The sequence below is a fragment of the Mycolicibacterium iranicum genome, assembly GCF_014190915.1.
GTDB lineage: Bacteria > Actinomycetota > Actinomycetes > Mycobacteriales > Mycobacteriaceae > Mycobacterium > Mycobacterium iranicum_B.
On the sequence record NZ_JACHVU010000012.1, the window covers coordinates 95,920 to 112,288 of the forward strand.

Consider the following 16,369-nt stretch of genomic DNA (forward strand, 5'->3'; position numbering starts at 1 on the left):
CGCAGGTATCGACTAGGCGATCGAAGGGGCGCTCGGGCCTGTCGCTCAGGGGCGCGGTGAGGTGTTCGCGATGATCGGAGCGCCCTGACCGGCGGGGACGCTCTGGACGATGCCGGGCTGCGGCGGTGCGACGCCGGCCCCCGGAGCGCCGGCGATCGGAACCATCGGGGTCGGGGTGACCGTCGTGACGCCGTTCGCGCCGACGGTCGGGCCGCCGGTGGGGCCCATCGCGGCGATCTGGTCGGCCGCGGCCTGTGTGCAGTCGAGCATCAGCAGCATGCGACCTGCGCTGGTGACCTTCTGCTGTCCGACGAGGCACGCCGACTGGGGCAGCGCACTGCCTGTCGCGCCACCGAAATATGCCTTCACACCTTGGCTTTTGAGGATCGCCAGCGCACGGCCGTACTGCTCACCCACGACGTTGTACGGGCTCGGCTGCGCGGCCGGCTGGGAGATCGCGACGCCCGCACCGATCAGCGCAGCTGTTCCGGCGGCGACCAGTCCGCCGCTGAGCACAACGAGCTTGTTCACGACAACTCCCTCGGGGTTCGGTATGCGGAGCGAACATATCGCAGCAGTGACGAATGTGAAACCGCTGCAGAAGGCCGTGGCGTTACATCGCGCGGCGCGGGTCAGCCCCGTGGCGCGACCGCGGCACGCATCGCTTCACACAGTTCACCGACGCGCGGGTCGTCGACGATGTCTTCGACGAGTACCTGCCTGCCTCGCGAATCGGCAAGCGGTATGCGCCAGTTCGGGTACTCGTCGACAGTCCCGGGCTGATTCTGCGTCCGGACCTCGCCGACGGCGTCGGCCAGCGACAACGACAGCAGCCGCGACGGCGTGCGACCGAGGTAGCGGTGCAACGCCGACACCACGCGGTCGACCTCGTCGTCACCGTCGGCGAGAAGGCCGACCCGGCGCAGCTCGGCCATCCACGCGTCCTGATGTGCCCGGTCCCGGGCCAGCTCCTCCTCGGCCGGGCGGGTGAGCAGGCCCAGCCGGTCGCGCAGCCTCACGTGCTCGCCGGCCAGATAGCCGGCCGTCGGCGGCAGATCGTGCGTCGTGACCGCTGACAGGCAGTGTTCGCGCCACCGGTCCGCCGGCAGCGGTGACCCGTCGTGGTCGGTTTCGAACCACAGAATCGACGTGCCGCACAGTCCCCGGTCGCGCAGATACTCCCGCGCCCACGGTTCCACCGTGCCGAGATCCTCGCCGACCACGAGGGCGCCTGCCCGCTGGGCCTCCAGGGCCACGATGCCGATCATCGCCTCGTGGTCGTAGGCGACATAGGTGCCCTCGGTCGGCGATGCGCCCTTCGGAATCCACCACAGCCGGAACAGACCGATGATGTGGTCGATCCGCACCCCGCCCGCGTGCCGCAGCGCCGCCCGGACCACCGCGCGGAACGGTTCGTACGCCGCGTCGGCGAGGCGATCGGGTCGCCACGGCGGCTGCGACCAGTCCTGACCCAGTTGGTTGAACTCATCCGGCGGCGCGCCCGCGGTCACGCCGAGCGCCAGAACGTCCTGCAGCGCCCAGGCATCGGCGCCGTCGGGATCGACACCGACGGCCAGGTCGTGCATGATCCCCAGCTCCATGCCCGCCCGCATCGCGGCGTCCTGCGCGCCGGAGAGTTGCTCGTCCGCCAGCCATTGCAGCCACCGGTGGAAATCCACCTCGGTGGCGTGCTCTTCGGCGAACGCCGCGACCTCGTCGGTGTTCGGGTGCTGTAACGCCTGCGGCCATCGATGCCAGTCGGGTCCGTGGTGCTCGGCCAGGACACACCACGTCGCGAAGTCGTCGAGGCTGCGCCCCTGACGTTCCCGGTACGCCTGGTAGGCGATGGTCCGGCCGGCCGAAACCGTCACCGAATACAGCGCTTCCAGTGCCGCCCGCTTGGCCTTCCACACCCGGTCGCGATCGATCTCGGTGGCCCGCTTCGCCCGCGCCTGAACCTGTGCCTGCGCCTTGCGGATTCGGCTGCGATGGCGGACATGGGCGTACTCCGGCACCGCCTCGACCCGCAGATAGACGGGGTTGACGAAGCGGCGCGACGTCGGCAGATACGGAGAGGGCTCCATCGGGGCGACCGGGGCCCCGGCATGCAGAGGATTGACCAGGAGGAAGCCCGCGCCGTGGCGGGCTGCCGACCACACCGCCAGGTCGGCCAGATCGGAGAGATCGCCCAGACCCCACGAGTGTCGTGACCGCACGCTGTACAGCTGGGTCGACAGGCCCCACGCACGACCTGTGGCCAGCGGAACCGGCCGTTCCACCCTGTCCGGTGCCACGATCACCGCGGTGCTGACGTCGGAGGATCCGACCTGCAGGTACAGCCGGTGGTATCCGGCCGGCAGGTCGGCGGGAAGCTCGAAGGTCGCCTCGCCGACCAGGCGGCCGTCGAGATCGTAAGGGGGGCGGTTGTTCTCGAGCTGCCGCACGCCCGTCCGGACGCTGCCGTCCTCCAGGCGCAGCCACAACCGCGCGGGGTCGCCGTGCGTGACGTGCACCCAGAACGGCGTCGCCGTTCCGCTGCGACCCACGATCGTGGGAGGCAGATCCCTGGCCCAGTGGTCACGCTCGTGGTCGGCGAGGGCCTGCGAGCGGTCGTCGTCGCCGGCCGCGGCGATGCCGAGGGCATCGAGCACCGAGATCAACGTCGTCTCGGGCACCTGCACCGGGCGGCCGGTCCAATCCGTGTACTCGCTTGCCACCCCGTGCCGCCGCGCGAGCTCACGCAGCGAGGGGGATACACCGGTGTCTTCGGGCATGCCGCTGATCTTGCCCTGCGCAGCGCCGGCGCACCGGCCGGCGGTAGGCTCGACCATCATGGCGTCTGAACCGCTGGTCGGTGGCGACGCGCGAAACACACGGGCCCGGGTCGCCGCTGCGGCGCTGTTCCTCACCAACGGCGCGCTGTTCGCCAACCTGCTGCCGCGCTTCCCCGAGATCAAGACCGACCTCGCGATGTCCAACGCGGTGTACGGCGCTGCGGTCGCCTCGTTCTCGGCGGGCGCACTGATCGCCGGACCCACCGCGGGGGCGCTCGTGCGGCGCTTCCAGTCGGCGCGGGTCGCCGTTGCCACGACCGTCGCTCTGGCGACGCTGATCCTGCTCGCGGGCATGGCATCGACACCGCTGATGTTCGCGGCGGCCCTCTTCGCCGCGGGCGCCTGCGACTCGGTCACCGATGTCGCGCAGAACGTCAACGGCCTTCGGCTGCAACGCAACTACGGACGCTCGATCATCAACTCCCTGCACGCGATCTGGGCAGTCGGCGCGATCATCGGCGGTCTGATGGGTGCGGGCGCGATCGCTCTCGACATCCCACGCGGTGTCCACCTCGGTGTCGCGGCGCTGATCTTCTGCGGCGTCGTCGCCGTCGCGTACCCGTCACTGCTGCACGGCCCCGACCACGACGACCACCCGTCCACCCACGACCGCAGCGGAACCAAAGCCGGCCCGATGATCTACCTGACGTTGCTGGCGCTGGTCGGCATCGCCATCGCCGGGGCCACGGTCGAGGATGCCGGGAGTTCCTGGGCGACGCTGTATCTGCGCGACAGCCTCGACGCCCCGGGGGCCGTGGCCGTGTTCGGGTTTGTGGCGCTGGTCGGTTTCATGTTCCTCGGGCGGATGGCCGGCGACCGCCTCGTGGACCGGTTCGGCGAACGGGCCGTCGCACGCGTCGGCGGCGTCATCACCGCCACGGGCATGGGCATCGCCCTGGCGTTCCCATCGGTGCCCGGCACCATCGCGGGCTTCGCCGCGGCGGGGCTCGGCGTGGCCACTGTGATCCCTGCGGCGATGCGCGCCGCAGACGAACTCCCCGGCCTGCGCGCCGGGACCGGTCTGACCATCCTCACGTGGCTGATGCGCGCCGGCTTCCTCGGTGCGCCGCTGCTCGTCGGAGTGGTCTCCGATGCGACGGACCTGCGGACGGGTCTGCTGATCGTGCCTGCCGCCGGTGTGCTCGTGATCGTGCTGGCCGCAGTGCTGGGCACCCGGCGGCGTCCCGCGACCTGACGGGCGCGAACCGACGGGCCGCCGCATCGTGCATTTCCTGCGTGACCTCGACGTGAGCAGCGAGAATGATCCTCGGACGCCGCAGCGGTACAGTGGTGTACCAGAGACGAGACCGCCACCGATCGAAGGAGTTCGGCATGACCACGGAGGCAACCGCGCGCAGTGGGGCACACGGCAGGCCTGTCGTGGACACCACGAGCGGGCCTGTGCGTGGCGTCGACGACGGAATCGTGCAGTCCTGGAAGGCCGTTCGGTACGCCGCGGCCCCCGTCGGTGAGCTGCGCTGGCGCGCTCCGGAGGTACCCGAACCGTGGACCGAACCCTTGGACGCCGCCCGCGTCGGCCCGGTCTGCCCCCAGCCCACCGACCCGAAGATCCCCCTGGAGCTCGGCGCCCCGCAGGGCGAGGACTTCCTGACGCTGAACGTGTGGGCACCGTCGGGCACCGAACCCGGCGACGGCAAGCCGGTCATGGTGTGGGTCCACGGCGGCGCCTACGTGCTCGGATCGGCCAGTCAGCCCCTGTACCACGGACGTGCGCTGGCCACCGGAGGCGACGTCGTGGTGGTGACCGTGAACTACCGCCTCGGCGCACTCGGATTCCTTGAGCTGTCGACCCTCGGCGACGACTCCGGGCGGTTCGCGACCAACACCGGCCTGCGCGATGTGCTGGCCGCGCTGCGCTGGGTGCGCGAGAACATCGCGGCCTTCGGCGGCGACCCCGGACGCGTCACGCTGTTCGGCGAGTCGGCCGGCGGCGGCATCGTCACCTCTCTGCTCGGCAGCCCCGCCGCGGCAGGCCTGTTCTCCGCCGCGATCGCCCAGAGCTCTCCGGCGACGTCGACCTACGACCTGGGTCGCGCCGGACGGGTGGCCCAACGTTTCCTCGACGTGCTCGGCCTCGGCCGTGACGAGCTGGGGAGCCTGACCGAAGCGCCGATCGCCACCCTGGTGGAGGCATCCCGCACCGTCTTCAACGAGGTCCCGGTGCGCAGCCCCGGAACGCTGGCCTTCGCGCCCACCGTCGACGGCGACCTGCTGCCGGACTACCCGGTGAACCTGGCGCGCAACGGCAGGACCCACCCGGTGCCGCTCGTCATCGGTACGAACAAGAACGAGGCGGCGCTGTTCCGGTACATGAAATCGCCGTTGATGCCGATCGCGCCGGAGTCCATCAAAGCCATGTTCGCCGACATCGCCGCCGAACAGCCCGGCCTGCAGCTGCCGGACGAGGCCGACCTCAACGGCACCTACCGAGGTCGCGGAAAGACCAAGGGCCTCGGGCTGACCAGCGATCTGGGCTTCCGGATGCCGTCGCTCTGGTTCGCCGAGGGTCATCGCGCCACCGCGCCCGTGTACCTCTACCGCTTCGACTTCGCCACGCCGCTGCTGCGGCTCGTGCGTCTGCACGGCGCCCACGCCACCGAGCTGCCCTTCGTCTGGGGCAACCTCGGCTCCGGACGCAAGGATCCGACGTTCGCCCTCGGGGGCCGCAAGGCCGGCACCGAGGTGTCGAGGCGGATGCAGGCCCGTTGGACCGGTTTCGCCGCCACCGGTGACCCCGCCGCGCCCGGCGCCCCGGCCTGGCGCCCCTACGACGACGACCGCGCCACCCTCGTCATCGACGCCCAAGATTCGGTGGTGGACGACCTGGACGCCGGGGTCCGTCGCGCCTGGGGCGATGACGTCCTGAGCTTCCTGTAGCGCCGTACACTCACCTCGGAGGTGCTCACCGTGGAGTTCCTGAACGTCCTCCCGCCGCAGATGCGCGATCCCGTGCTCTTCGCGATCCCGTTCTTCCTGCTGCTGCTCGTCGTCGAGTGGACGGCCGCGCGCAAGCTCGAAGACATCGCCCCGGGGGAGGGCAGCGACCGGCCGGCCAGCGGCGCCTATCACGCCCGCGATTCGTGGACGAGCATCTCGATGGGCCTGGTGTCGATCGCCACGATGGGGGCGTGGAAGTTCCTGGCACTGCTGGGTTATGCCGCGATCTTCGCCTATGTCGCGCCGTGGCAGCTGTCGGCCACGCAGTGGTACACGTGGGTCATCGCGATCCTCGGCGTGGACCTGCTGTTCTACGCCTATCACCGCACGGCGCACCGGGTTCGGCTGATCTGGGCGACCCATCAGGCCCACCATTCCAGCGAGTACTTCAACTTCGCGACCGCGTTGCGACAGAAGTGGAACAACAGCGGGGAGATCCTGATGTGGCTCCCGCTGCCGCTGCTCGGCGTGCCACCGTGGATGGTGTTCGCCAGCTTCTCGCTGAACCTCATCTACCAGTTCTGGATCCACACCGAACGCATCGGAAAGCTGTGGCGGCCCTTCGAATTCGTGTTCAACACACCGTCACACCACCGTGTGCACCACGGCATGGACCGGCTGTACCTGGACAGGAACTACGGCGGGATACTCATCCTCTGGGACCGGCTGTTCGGCACCTTCCAGGCCGAGGAGTTCCGTCCGCACTACGGACTGACCAAGCCCGTCGACACGTTCAACATCTGGAAGCTGCAGACGCGCGAGTACGCGGCCATCGGACGGGACGTGCGCACCGCCCGCGGCCTACGCGCCAAGCTCGGCTACATCTTCGGCCCGCCCGGATGGGAACCGGCCGCGGCGACGAGCGTCGGGACGCAGGCGCATGCCGGCCCGTAGTGTGCGCCGTGTGGAGACCGTTTTCGACGCTGCCGTCGACCCCGCGCTGATCGATCGCTCGCTGGCCGCGACGAGGCTCGGATCGGTGTGGCTCGACATCCCGCGGCCGGACTTCCCGGCCACCTCCGGGCCCGTGACCTGCGACCTGCTCGTGATCGGCGGCGGTTACACCGGGCTCTGGACGGCCCTGCACGCCGCCCGGCGGCATCCGGACCGTCGCATCGTGCTCATCGAGGCCGACCGGATCGGTTGGGCCGCGTCGGGCCGCAATGGCGGATTCGTCGACGCCAGCCTGACGCACGGCTACGAGAACGGAAAAACCCGCTGGCCCAACGAGATCGACACGCTGGAGGCCATGGGCGTCGAGAACCTCGACGGGATGCAGGCCGAGATCGAGGAACTCGGCCTCGACGTCGAATGGGAACGCACCGGCATGCTGGCCGTCGCCACCGAGCCGCACCAGGTGAGCTGGCTGGAGGAGGCGGCGGCCGACGGCCACGGCAAGCTGCTCGATCTGCACCAGGTGCGCGACGAGGTGCGGTCGCCGACCTATCTGGCCGGTCTGCTCGAACCGGATTCGTGCGCGATCGTCAACCCGGCGAAGCTCGCCCTCGAGCTGGCCAGGGCCTGCCGCGACGCCGGCGTCGAGATCTTCGAGCACACCACAGCCACCCAGATCGAATCTGGCGGCGCGGCGCTGCGCATCCACACCGACGGATCCGCGATCACCTGCCGGCAGGTGGTGCTGGCCACCAATGTCTTCCCGAGCCTGCTGCGGCGCAACAGGCTCTACACCGTCCCTGTGTATGACTACGTGCTGGCCACCGAACCCCTGACCGCCGAGCAGCTCGGGCGCATCGGATGGCAGGGCAGGCAGGGGATCGGCGACTCGGCCAACCAGTTCCACTACTACCGCCTGACCAAGGACAACCGGATCGTCTGGGGCGGCTACGACGCGGTGTACCACTTCGGCAGGCGCGTCGACTCGGCCTACGAGGACCGTCAGGACACCTACCGCCGGCTCGCCGCCCACTTCTTCCTCACCTTCCCGCAGCTCGACGACGTCCGGTTCAGCCACCGGTGGGCCGGGGCCATCGACACCAACACCCGTTTCTGCGCGCACTGGGGGTTGGCCCGCGAGGGCCGGGTCGCCTACGTCAACGGCTTCACCGGGCTGGGCGTCGGCGCGGCCAGGTTCGCCGCCGACGTGTGCCTCGATCTGCTCGACGGAACACCTACGCCGCGCACGCAATTGGAGATGGTGCGGCGCAAGCCGCTACCGTTCCCGCCCGAACCGCTGGCCAGCGTCGGCATCCAGGCCACCCGGTGGTCGCTGGATCGCGCCGACCACTCCGCGGGGCGCAGGAACCTGCTGCTCCGGGCCCTCGATGCGGCGGGGCTCGGGTTCGACTCCTGAGATAGCCGTCCGACAACCGTCGTGTAACGCCGCTTTATCCGACCGCGATGAGCCAGTTACACCAGCCGTCTCAACGGGTACTGGTGAACTGAACCTGAGGGGTCGGAGGGGCTGTGTCTGATCGGTCGTTGTCGCAGTCGCCGTCGCGGCTGGTCCGCCTGTTGCTCGCCCTCTCGGCTCTGCTGCTGGCGCCGGCTGCCGCCGTCGCACTGCAGGCTCCCACCGCGCAGGCCCAGCCCGGTGTTCTCGTCTTCCCCGGCATGGAGATCCACCAGGACACCGTGCTGTGCACGCTCGGCTACGTCGACCCGGCCACCCGGATCGCCTACACCGCCGGCCACTGCCGCGCCTCGGGAACCGTCTCGGACCGGTTCGGGACCCCGATCGGCACCCAGGGCACGTTCCGCGACAACACCCCTGACGGCATGACCATCGACACCAATCACCAGATCACCGACTGGGAGGTGATCCACCTCAACCCGAACGTCGCGGTCAACAACGTGCTGCCCGGAGGCAAGGTGCTGGTCACCGATCCCGCGGTGCTGCCCGTCAAGGGAATGCCGGTGTGCCACTTCGGCGTGGTGACCGGCGAGAGCTGCGGAACCATCGAATCGGTCAACAACGGCTGGTTCACCATGACCAACGGCGTGGTGAGCCGCAAGGGCGACTCGGGCGGGCCCGTCTACACCCCGACCGCCGACGGCCGCACCGTGCTGATCGGTCTCTTCAACAGCACCTGGGGCACCCTGCCCGCGGCGATCTCGTGGCAGGTCGCCAGCCAGCAGGCGCAGGCGGACACGATCTCGGCGGCGTCCGCGGTCATCGCCCCGCAGCCGGTCGCACCCTAATCGAGCACCTCGAAGACCGGGATCGACGGCGCGACTCTGCGCATCTCGTCGCGGCTGGACTGCGGCGTCAATCCACCGATGTGTCCCTTCACCTGCCAGAACCAGCGGTCGATGTAGGGCTTGAGCAGGTCGGGCTTGTCCTCGTCGGGCATCTCGACGATCCGGTGGCCGCGGGTGCGACCGCGCGGTCCTATCTCGATCTCGCCGGCAGCACGTGCGTTGCGCGCCCACTGCGTGTTCCCCCGAGGGGAGATCAGGAACCGGCGACCGTCGACGGCGAGCAGGTTGACCACCACCGGGCGCAGCCGTCCGCTGGTCCGTCCACGGACCCGAATCGCTGTGCTGCCCTGGATGGTCAGGCCGGCCTCGGCGAGCCGGCGGATCGCTCCGTTGACAATGCGGGCGCCGAGACCCGGTACGTCATATCGCTGCGTCATCGTGGTTCCCTTCGTTGTTCGAGAGCGGTGCTCACTTTTCGACACTGTCACGATGACGTCCTGAAATCAAGAGCGGTGATCTCTGTTTGTGCCAGACTGGGGCCGTGGGCAAGAGGCAGGATTCCCGGGAGCGCATCGAACGCCAGATCGTGCAGCTCGGACGGCAGCATCTGATCACGGACGGCGCCGCGGGCCTGTCGCTGCGCGCCATCGCCCGTGACCTCGGCATGGTGTCGTCGGCGATCTACCGGTACGTGGTCGACCGCGACGAGCTGCTGACGTTGTTGCTCGTCGACGCGTTCACCGAGCTCGCCGAGGCGGTCGAGACGGCCCGCGGCGACGCGACCGGACATTGGCGCGATCAGTTCGCGGCCATCGCGCACGCCGCCCGGTCCTGGGCCCTGGAGCAGCCCGCGAGCTGGGCCCTGCTCTACGGCAGCCCGGTGCCCGGTTACCACGCCCCGCGCGACCGGACCGTCGAGCCTGGCACCCGGGTCGTCGGAGCGCTGTTCTCCGTGGTCGCCGCGGGCGTCGTCGCCGGCGAGGTCCGGCCCACCGATCCATCGGTGCCGGAACGACTTTCGTCTGACTTCGACGGCCTGCGTGCCGAGTTCGACCTCACCGCCGACGACGCGGTCCTCGGCCGGTGCCTGACGGTCTGGGCGGCACTGGTCGGCGCCATCAGCCTCGAAGTGTTCGGACAGTACGGTCCCGACACCTTCACGGACCCCGCCGAGGTGTTCGACACCCAGATCGCTGTACTGACCGCACTGCTCTGCCTTTGACGTCGAGCGGGACGTCGAATTAGAACACGTTCTAGCTTGCGTCGGCGGTGAGCGATATTCTGCTAGCGATGCTTGACCAGACACCTGTCCAGATTGCGTGGGTGACACAGGACCTCCCCGCGACCGAGGGCGCCCTCACGGCGCTGCTCGGCGCGAAGAAGTGGATCCGGATGCCCGGTGTGCACTTCGGGCCCGAGGCCTGCACCTACCGCGGCCGGCCCGCCGATTTCGTCGCCGACATCTCGCTGAGCTACGCCGGCGACACCCAGCTGGAGCTGATCGCACCGGTCAGCGGCACCAGCATCTACACCGAGTTCCTCGACGGCAACGGCCCCGGTCTGCACCACGTGTGCGTGGCCGCCGCCGACGCCGCGAGCTTCGACGCGGCCCTCGCGGACGCCGAACGCGACGGCCACCCCGTCGTCATGGCGGGCACCATGCCCGGCGGGATGCGCTTCGCCTACGTCAGCGCCGAGCAGGCAGGCGTTCCGTTCATCGAGTACGCCTACATCCCGCCGGAGATCCACGCAATGTTCGACCACATCAAACAGGAGCAGAAGTGACCATGCAGCCCACCCCGGACACGGTGCACGCCGACGACGTCACCTCCTGGTCGGACGAGATCGACGTCGTGGTCATCGGATTCGGCATCGCCGGCGGAAGCGCGGCGGTCAGTGCCGCGGCGGCCGGCGCACGCGTGCTGGTGCTGGAGAAGGCGGCGGCCGCCGGCGGTACCACGTCGATGGCCGGCGGCCACTTCTACCTCGGGGGCGGAACGGCCGTCCAGCAGGCCACCGGCCACGACGACTCGCCGGAGGAGATGTACAAATACCTCGTCTCCCAGTCGCGCGATCCGGAACACGACAAGATCCGCGCGTATTGCGAGGGCAGCGTCGAACACTTCAATTGGCTTGAGGCGCTGGGCTTTCAGTTCGAGCGCAGCTACTACCCGGGCAAGGTCGTCGTCCCGCCCGGCACGGAGGGGCTGTCCTACACCGGGAACGAGAAGGTGTGGCCGTTCTGCGACCAGGCCAAGCCCGCGCCGCGCGGCCACTCCGTGCCGGTACCCGGCGAACTCGGCGGCGCCGCGATGGTCATCGACCTGCTGGTCAAACGCGCCGCCGACCTGGGTGTGCAGATCCGCTACGAGACCGGCGCGACGGCGCTCGTCGTGGACGACAGCGGCGCAGTGGTGGGGGTCCGGTGGAAACACTTCACCGAATCCGGTGACATCAAGGCGACGTCGGTGATCATCGCCGCCGGCGGCTTTGCGATGAACGCCGACATGGTGGCCGAGTACACCCCCGCGCTCGGCCAGGAACGCAAGACCAAACATCACGGCATGGTCGCCCCGTACATCCTCGGGAACCCGAACGACGACGGCCTGGGAATCGGCCTCGGCGTGTCCGCCGGGGGAGCGACCGACAACCTGGACCAGCTGTTCATCACCGCGGCGGCGTACCCGCCCGAGATCCTGCTGACCGGGATCATCGTGAACAACAACGGCGACCGGTTCGTCGCCGAGGACTCCTACCATTCCCGCACGTCGGCGTTCGTCCTCGAACAACCCGACCAGACGGCGTATCTGATCGTCGACGAGGCGCACATGCAGATGCCCGAGATGCCCCTGATCAAGTTCCTCGACGGTTACGAGACGATCGAGGAACTGGAGAAGGAGCTCGGCATCCCCGCCGGGCGTGTCGCCGCCACCCTCGAGCGCTACAACGCCAACGCCGCCGCCGGCGAGGACCCCGACTTCCACAAGCAGCCCGAATACCTTGCCCCGCAGGACCAAGGCCCGTGGGCGGTGTTCGACCTGTCACTGGGACGGGCGATGTACTCCGGCTTCACGATGGGTGGGCTCACGGTGTCCCTCGACGGCGAGGTGCTCCGTGAGGACGGCACCGCGGTGCCGGGTCTGTACGCAGCCGGGGCGTGTGCGTGCAACATCGCCCAGGACGGCAAGGGCTATGCCAGTGGCACCCAGCTGGGCGAGGGCTCGTTCTTCGGGCGGCGGGCGGGAGAACATGCCGCGCGGCGGGCGGGAGAACACGCCGCGAGGGGGTGAGGCTCAGCGTCAGGGCTGATCCTCGCCGCGCGGCCCGTAGCGCCATTCGCCGCCACCGAGCAGCGCCAGCTCCTTCTCGCACTGCCTGATGACCGTGCCGCGGTGGGCGACGCTGACGAGGATCGTGTTCGGCAGCTCGTCGCGCACCAGCTGGTAGAGCATCGTCTCCAGGCCCACGTCGAGCGCCGAGGTGGCCTCGTCGAGGAACGCGGCCTTCGGTCGGGTCAGCAGGATCCGCGCGAAGGCGACGCGCTGTTGCTCACCGGGGGAGAGCACCTTGGCCCAGTCCTGCTCCTCGTCGAGGCGATCCACCAGATGGGGCAGGGCGACCTTGGTCAGCGTCGCCGAGAGATCGCCGTCGGCGATGTCACCGGACTGGCGCGGGTAGGACAGCACGGTCCGCAGGTCGCCGAGCGGCACGTACGGCATCTGGGACAGGAACATCGTCTCGTTCGGGCCGTTGGGGCAGCGCAGGGTGCCCGTGGAGTACGGCCACAGCTGCGCGAGGCTGCGCAACAGCGTGGTCTTGCCGGTTCCCGAGACACCGGTGATGGCGAGAGTGTCACCGGCCTCCAGCCGCAGGTCGATCGGGTTGATCAACTGGGTGCCGTCGGGTTTGCGGACCTCGACGTCGTCGAACTCGATACCGCCCGTGCTGGGTGCGACCGCGAGGGTCGGGAGCTCCCGGCCCTCGTCGTTGGCGACGACCAGGCCGTGAAGACGGATGATCGCTGCGCGGTACCCGGCGAAATTGTCATAGGCGTTGCGGAAGAACGAGAGTCCGGTGAGGATCTCGCGGAACGCCGCGGCCGTCTGGGACAGCTGGCCGAGGGTGATCTCGCCGCTGTAGAACCGGTTGAACTGAACGACGTACGGGATGAGCTCCTGCGCCTGGGTGATCGAGATGTTCCAGCCGAAGAATCCCGTCATCCGGTTGACGTACTTCTTGTAGTTGGTGATCACGGGTGCGAACCGGCGCCGCAGCCCGGAACGCTCGGCGGCTTCGCCGCGGTAGAAGGCCACGGCCTCGGAGGCGTCGCGCAATCGGACCAGCGCATAACGGAACGCGGCGTTGAACCGTTCGTTGTTGAACGACAGCCGGATGATCGGCCGGCCGATCCAGAACGCGATCACGGTGGCGAACACGACATAGACGATGCCGATCACGAACATGGCCTTGGGCAGCGTCACTCCGACCAACGGCAGCGTCACCGGCCCGGAGAGATTCCACAGGATCGCGGTGAACGAGACCATCGACGCGATCGAGGAGACCGCCCCGAAGAGCAGTGTCGCCGTCGAGGTGTTGCCCGGAGTGTTCGGTAGCGAGCTGACACCTGCGGTGAAGATGTCGATGTCGGCCTGGATGCGCTGATCGGGGTTGTCGATCGTGTCGTCGATGAAGCGCGCGCGATAGAACGCTTTACCGTCCAGCCAGTTGCCGGTGAGTTCGTCTGTCAGCCAGGCGCGCCACCGCAGCATGAACCGCTGTGCCAGATAGAGGTCGAGCATCACCTGGACGATGTTCGCCAGGGCCAGGACGCCGAAGATCCCCAGCGACATCCAGAAACCGTCGCCCCCGGATTGCCGGACGGCGTCGTCACCGCTGAGCAGACCGCCGGCGACCACCTGGAAGCTGGTCGACATGTCGCTGCCCTGATAGGTGAACAGCACCGAGAGCCGCACCCCGATCATGACCGACAGCAGCAGCACACCGAGCCAGGCCCAGACGATGATGCTGTCGCGACCCACGAAGTAACCCCGCGTGACACGCCAGAACTGCCTGCCCCAGACGGTGAACTTGGCGATCAGAACCAGGGCCAGCAGGGTCGCGACCGCGGCGATCACCCACGCTTTGGCGATCCACCACAGTGAGATCCAGAGCTCGTTACCCCAGTCCAGGGTCGGCACGAACGTATCCACCCGGGCAACGTACCGTGACAACCCGGACGCAGCCTGTTGCAGGGGCTAAGGCGGGGGCGCGAGTTGCTCCAATCGCCACTCGCCGCCGCCGACGAGCTCGAGCCGCCGGGTATGGAAGGGCTGCACCGACGGGCGATGGCTCACGCTGACGACGATGGTGTCGGGCAGTTCGGTGCGCAGCAGTTCGTAGAGGAGCTGTTCGAGTCCCTCGTCCATCGCCGAGGTGGACTCGTCGAGGAACACCGTCTTGGGGCGGCTCACCAGGATTCGGGCGAAGGCGACGCGTTGCTGCTCGCCGACCGACAGCACCTTCGCCCAGTCCTGGGCGTCGTTGAGGCGCAGGACGAGATGCTTGAGCGCCACGCCGAGCAATGCCCGCTGGATGTCCTCGTCGCCGAACGTGCCGGGCGGTCGCGGATAGCTGACGACGGTGCGCAGGTCGCCGAGCGGAAAGTACGGCAGCTGGGGGACGAACATCGCCTCGTCGCGGCCGTCGGGCAGCCGCACCTCACCCGACGCGTACGGCCACATCCCGGCCAGGCTCTGCACCAGCACGGTCTTGCCGATGCCGGACGGTCCCGTGATCACCAGTCCCTCACCGGTTTCCATCTGCAGATCGAGCGTGTGCACGAGCGCAGAGCCGTCGGGCTTGCGCACCTCGACGCCCTCCACCTCGAACGCGCCGCGGCCGGATACGCCGGCACGCACGGCGGTGAACGCGCCGGCGCGGGTGTTCTGTTCTGCCAGCCCGTCGAGGCGGATGATCGCCGCGCGGTAGCTCGCGAACTGGTCGTAGGCGTTGCGGAAGAACGACAGGGCGTCGTGGATGGCGCCGAAAGCGTTGGAGGACTGCCACACATCGCCGAACGTGATGCGCTGGGCGAACAGGCCCTGCGCCTGCACCAGCCACGGCAGCGGGTTGATGGTCTGACTGACCGACACGTTCCACCCGAAGAACAGCATCATCCGGTTCAGCCAGCGGCGGTAGTTTCCCATGACCGCATCGAGCCGGTCCTTGAGCACGGACCGCTCGGCGGGCTCACCGCGATACAGCCCGATCGCGGCACCGGCGTCGCGCACCCGGACCAGCGCGTAGCGAAAACCCGCGTTGCGCAACTCGTTCAGATAGCTCAACCGGATCAAGGGCCGCCCGATGACGAACGCGACGACGGTGGCGACCAGCACGTAGACCACGACGATCCAGAACAGCGCCCGCGGCAGGGTCATACCGCCGAGGGTGACCGGCTCGGACAGCCGCCACAGGATGGGTCCGAACGACAGCACCGACAGCACCGCCTCGACGGCGCCGAAGAGCAACGTATTGCTGGAGTTGTAGATCGGGTTGTTGGTGTAAGACCCCACGTTCGCGGTGAAGATGTCCACGTCCTGCTGGATGCGCTGGTCCGGGTTGTCGATCGGCCTGCCCGCGAACTGCGCCCGGTAGTAGGCGAGGTCACCCAGCCAGTCGTCGATGTAGCGGCGGCTCAGCCACACCCGCCACCGCATCATGAAGCGCTGGGTGAGGTACATGTCGAGCAGCAGTCGCACGACGAAGCACAGGGCCAGCACCGCGAACACACGCATCGACGCCCAGAAGCCGGCGACGCCGCTGCCCATCCCGCCCTGGAAGGCCACCTGCAGCGAGGTGAACAGGTCGTTGACGTAATAGGTCAGCAGCACGTTGATGCGTACCGAGACGATGACCGACACCAGCAGCAGGGCCAGCAGCAGCCAGGTGGTGGCGCTGCGGCGGCCCCGGAAGTAGTCGCCGGTGATGCGCCAGAACTGACGCCCCCACTCGGTGAAGCGCGCGAGCAGGACCAGAATCAGCAGCAGCGCCAGCGCCGTCAGCGCGAAGGTCGTTGCCGCCCACTGCAAAGAGTGGAAGAACTCGCGTCCCCAGTCGAGAGTCGGCCGGAACGTCTGGGTGTCCACCGTTTCCACCGCCGAGCGTCCTCCCCTCCGCACGCGTCTGCGGCGAAGCTACCCCAGGTGGCCGACCCACGGGGAGACCCGGTCAGACGAACGTGGTGCGCAGCGCCGACACGGGCCGCGAGCGGGGTTTCAGGGCCGGGTTGTGCACGTCCTGGATTCCGGTGTCCATGCCCTGCGCGCCGGTCGGCGGACGAATGGGGGTCAGCACGCCCATTCTCCCGCGTAACCCCGGTGTGCGTCGTTGCACGCCAACGGCTCTGGCGTACTTCGGCG

The 16,369-nt window shown here is 68.8% G+C and carries 14 protein-coding genes; 8 read left to right on the forward strand and 6 right to left on the reverse strand.

The features are described from left to right. Positions 1 to 45: 45 nt before the first annotated feature. Both FHR72_RS21750 and malQ read right to left on the reverse strand, forming a co-directional pair. On the reverse strand, positions 46 to 531 hold the full coding sequence (locus FHR72_RS21750) for a hypothetical protein (protein ID WP_183472040.1): 486 nt from the start codon (positions 529 to 531) through the stop codon (positions 46 to 48). A 101-nt stretch (positions 532 to 632) separates the two neighbouring features. Beyond that, the gene (gene malQ / locus FHR72_RS21755) at positions 633 to 2,774 is read right to left on the reverse strand and encodes a 4-alpha-glucanotransferase (RefSeq protein WP_183472129.1); all 2,142 of its coding nucleotides are present in this window, start codon (positions 2,772 to 2,774) and stop codon (positions 633 to 635) included. Between the two features lie 58 nt (positions 2,775 to 2,832). Here malQ and FHR72_RS21760 point away from each other — a divergent pair, with 58 nt between their 5' ends. The 5 genes from FHR72_RS21760 (at position 2,833) to FHR72_RS21780 (ending at position 8,951) form a co-directional block, all read left to right on the forward strand. After that, positions 2,833 to 4,029: an MFS transporter gene (locus FHR72_RS21760; RefSeq protein WP_183472041.1), complete on the forward strand. Its 1,197-nt coding sequence runs from the start codon at positions 2,833 to 2,835 to the stop codon at positions 4,027 to 4,029. 137 nt (positions 4,030 to 4,166) lie between these two features. Beyond that, entirely contained in the window at positions 4,167 to 5,732 is a 1,566-nt protein-coding gene (locus FHR72_RS21765) for a carboxylesterase/lipase family protein (RefSeq protein WP_183472043.1), read from the forward strand. Between the two features lie 60 nt (positions 5,733 to 5,792). Continuing rightward, positions 5,793 to 6,686 (forward strand): sterol desaturase family protein, encoded by an 894-nt coding sequence (locus FHR72_RS21770; RefSeq protein ID WP_183472130.1) that lies wholly within the window; start codon positions 5,793 to 5,795, stop codon positions 6,684 to 6,686. A 10-nt stretch (positions 6,687 to 6,696) separates the two neighbouring features. Beyond that, a complete protein-coding gene (locus FHR72_RS21775; RefSeq protein ID WP_183472045.1) occupies positions 6,697 to 8,103 on the forward strand; it encodes an NAD(P)/FAD-dependent oxidoreductase in 1,407 nt (468 codons plus the stop codon). A gap of 149 nt (positions 8,104 to 8,252) precedes the next feature. Further along, complete coding sequence (locus FHR72_RS21780) at positions 8,253 to 8,951, forward strand: Rv1815 family serine proteinase (RefSeq protein WP_183472131.1); 699 nt, start codon at positions 8,253 to 8,255, stop codon at positions 8,949 to 8,951. Here the strand turns inward: FHR72_RS21780 and FHR72_RS21785 are convergent. Then, positions 8,948 to 9,388: a nitroreductase/quinone reductase family protein gene (locus tag FHR72_RS21785; RefSeq protein WP_183472047.1), complete on the reverse strand. Its 441-nt coding sequence runs from the start codon at positions 9,386 to 9,388 to the stop codon at positions 8,948 to 8,950. The genes FHR72_RS21780 and FHR72_RS21785 overlap by 4 nt on opposite strands. A 104-nt stretch (positions 9,389 to 9,492) precedes the next feature. On the opposite strand from FHR72_RS21785, the gene FHR72_RS21790 reads away from it, so the two are divergent. The 3 genes from FHR72_RS21790 to FHR72_RS21800 all read left to right on the forward strand — a co-directional run bounded on the left by FHR72_RS21790 (position 9,493) and on the right by FHR72_RS21800 (position 12,241). Next, entirely contained in the window at positions 9,493 to 10,173 is a 681-nt protein-coding gene (locus FHR72_RS21790; RefSeq protein ID WP_183472050.1) for a TetR/AcrR family transcriptional regulator, read from the forward strand. A 68-nt stretch (positions 10,174 to 10,241) separates the two neighbouring features. Next, positions 10,242 to 10,736, forward strand: a complete 495-nt coding sequence (locus FHR72_RS21795) for a VOC family protein (RefSeq protein ID WP_183472052.1) — start codon at positions 10,242 to 10,244, stop codon at positions 10,734 to 10,736. 2 nt (positions 10,737 to 10,738) lie between these two features. Then, positions 10,739 to 12,241, forward strand: coding sequence for an FAD-binding protein (locus tag FHR72_RS21800; RefSeq protein WP_183472132.1), 1,503 nt, complete (start codon positions 10,739 to 10,741; stop codon positions 12,239 to 12,241). Between the two features lie 9 nt (positions 12,242 to 12,250). Here the strand turns inward: FHR72_RS21800 and FHR72_RS21805 are convergent, their stop codons facing one another. The 3 genes from FHR72_RS21805 to FHR72_RS26365 all read right to left on the reverse strand — a co-directional run bounded on the left by FHR72_RS21805 (position 12,251) and on the right by FHR72_RS26365 (position 16,304). Then, entirely contained in the window at positions 12,251 to 14,161 is a 1,911-nt protein-coding gene (locus FHR72_RS21805) for an ABC transporter ATP-binding protein/permease (RefSeq protein ID WP_183472054.1), read from the reverse strand. 45 nt (positions 14,162 to 14,206) lie between these two features. Beyond that, positions 14,207 to 16,096 (reverse strand): ABC transporter ATP-binding protein/permease, encoded by a 1,890-nt coding sequence (locus tag FHR72_RS21810; protein WP_183472056.1) that lies wholly within the window; start codon positions 16,094 to 16,096, stop codon positions 14,207 to 14,209. 82 nt (positions 16,097 to 16,178) lie between these two features. Continuing rightward, positions 16,179 to 16,304, reverse strand: coding sequence for an FAD-dependent monooxygenase (locus FHR72_RS26365; RefSeq protein ID WP_221194210.1), 126 nt, complete (start codon positions 16,302 to 16,304; stop codon positions 16,179 to 16,181). Positions 16,305 to 16,369: the final 65 nt, after the last annotated feature.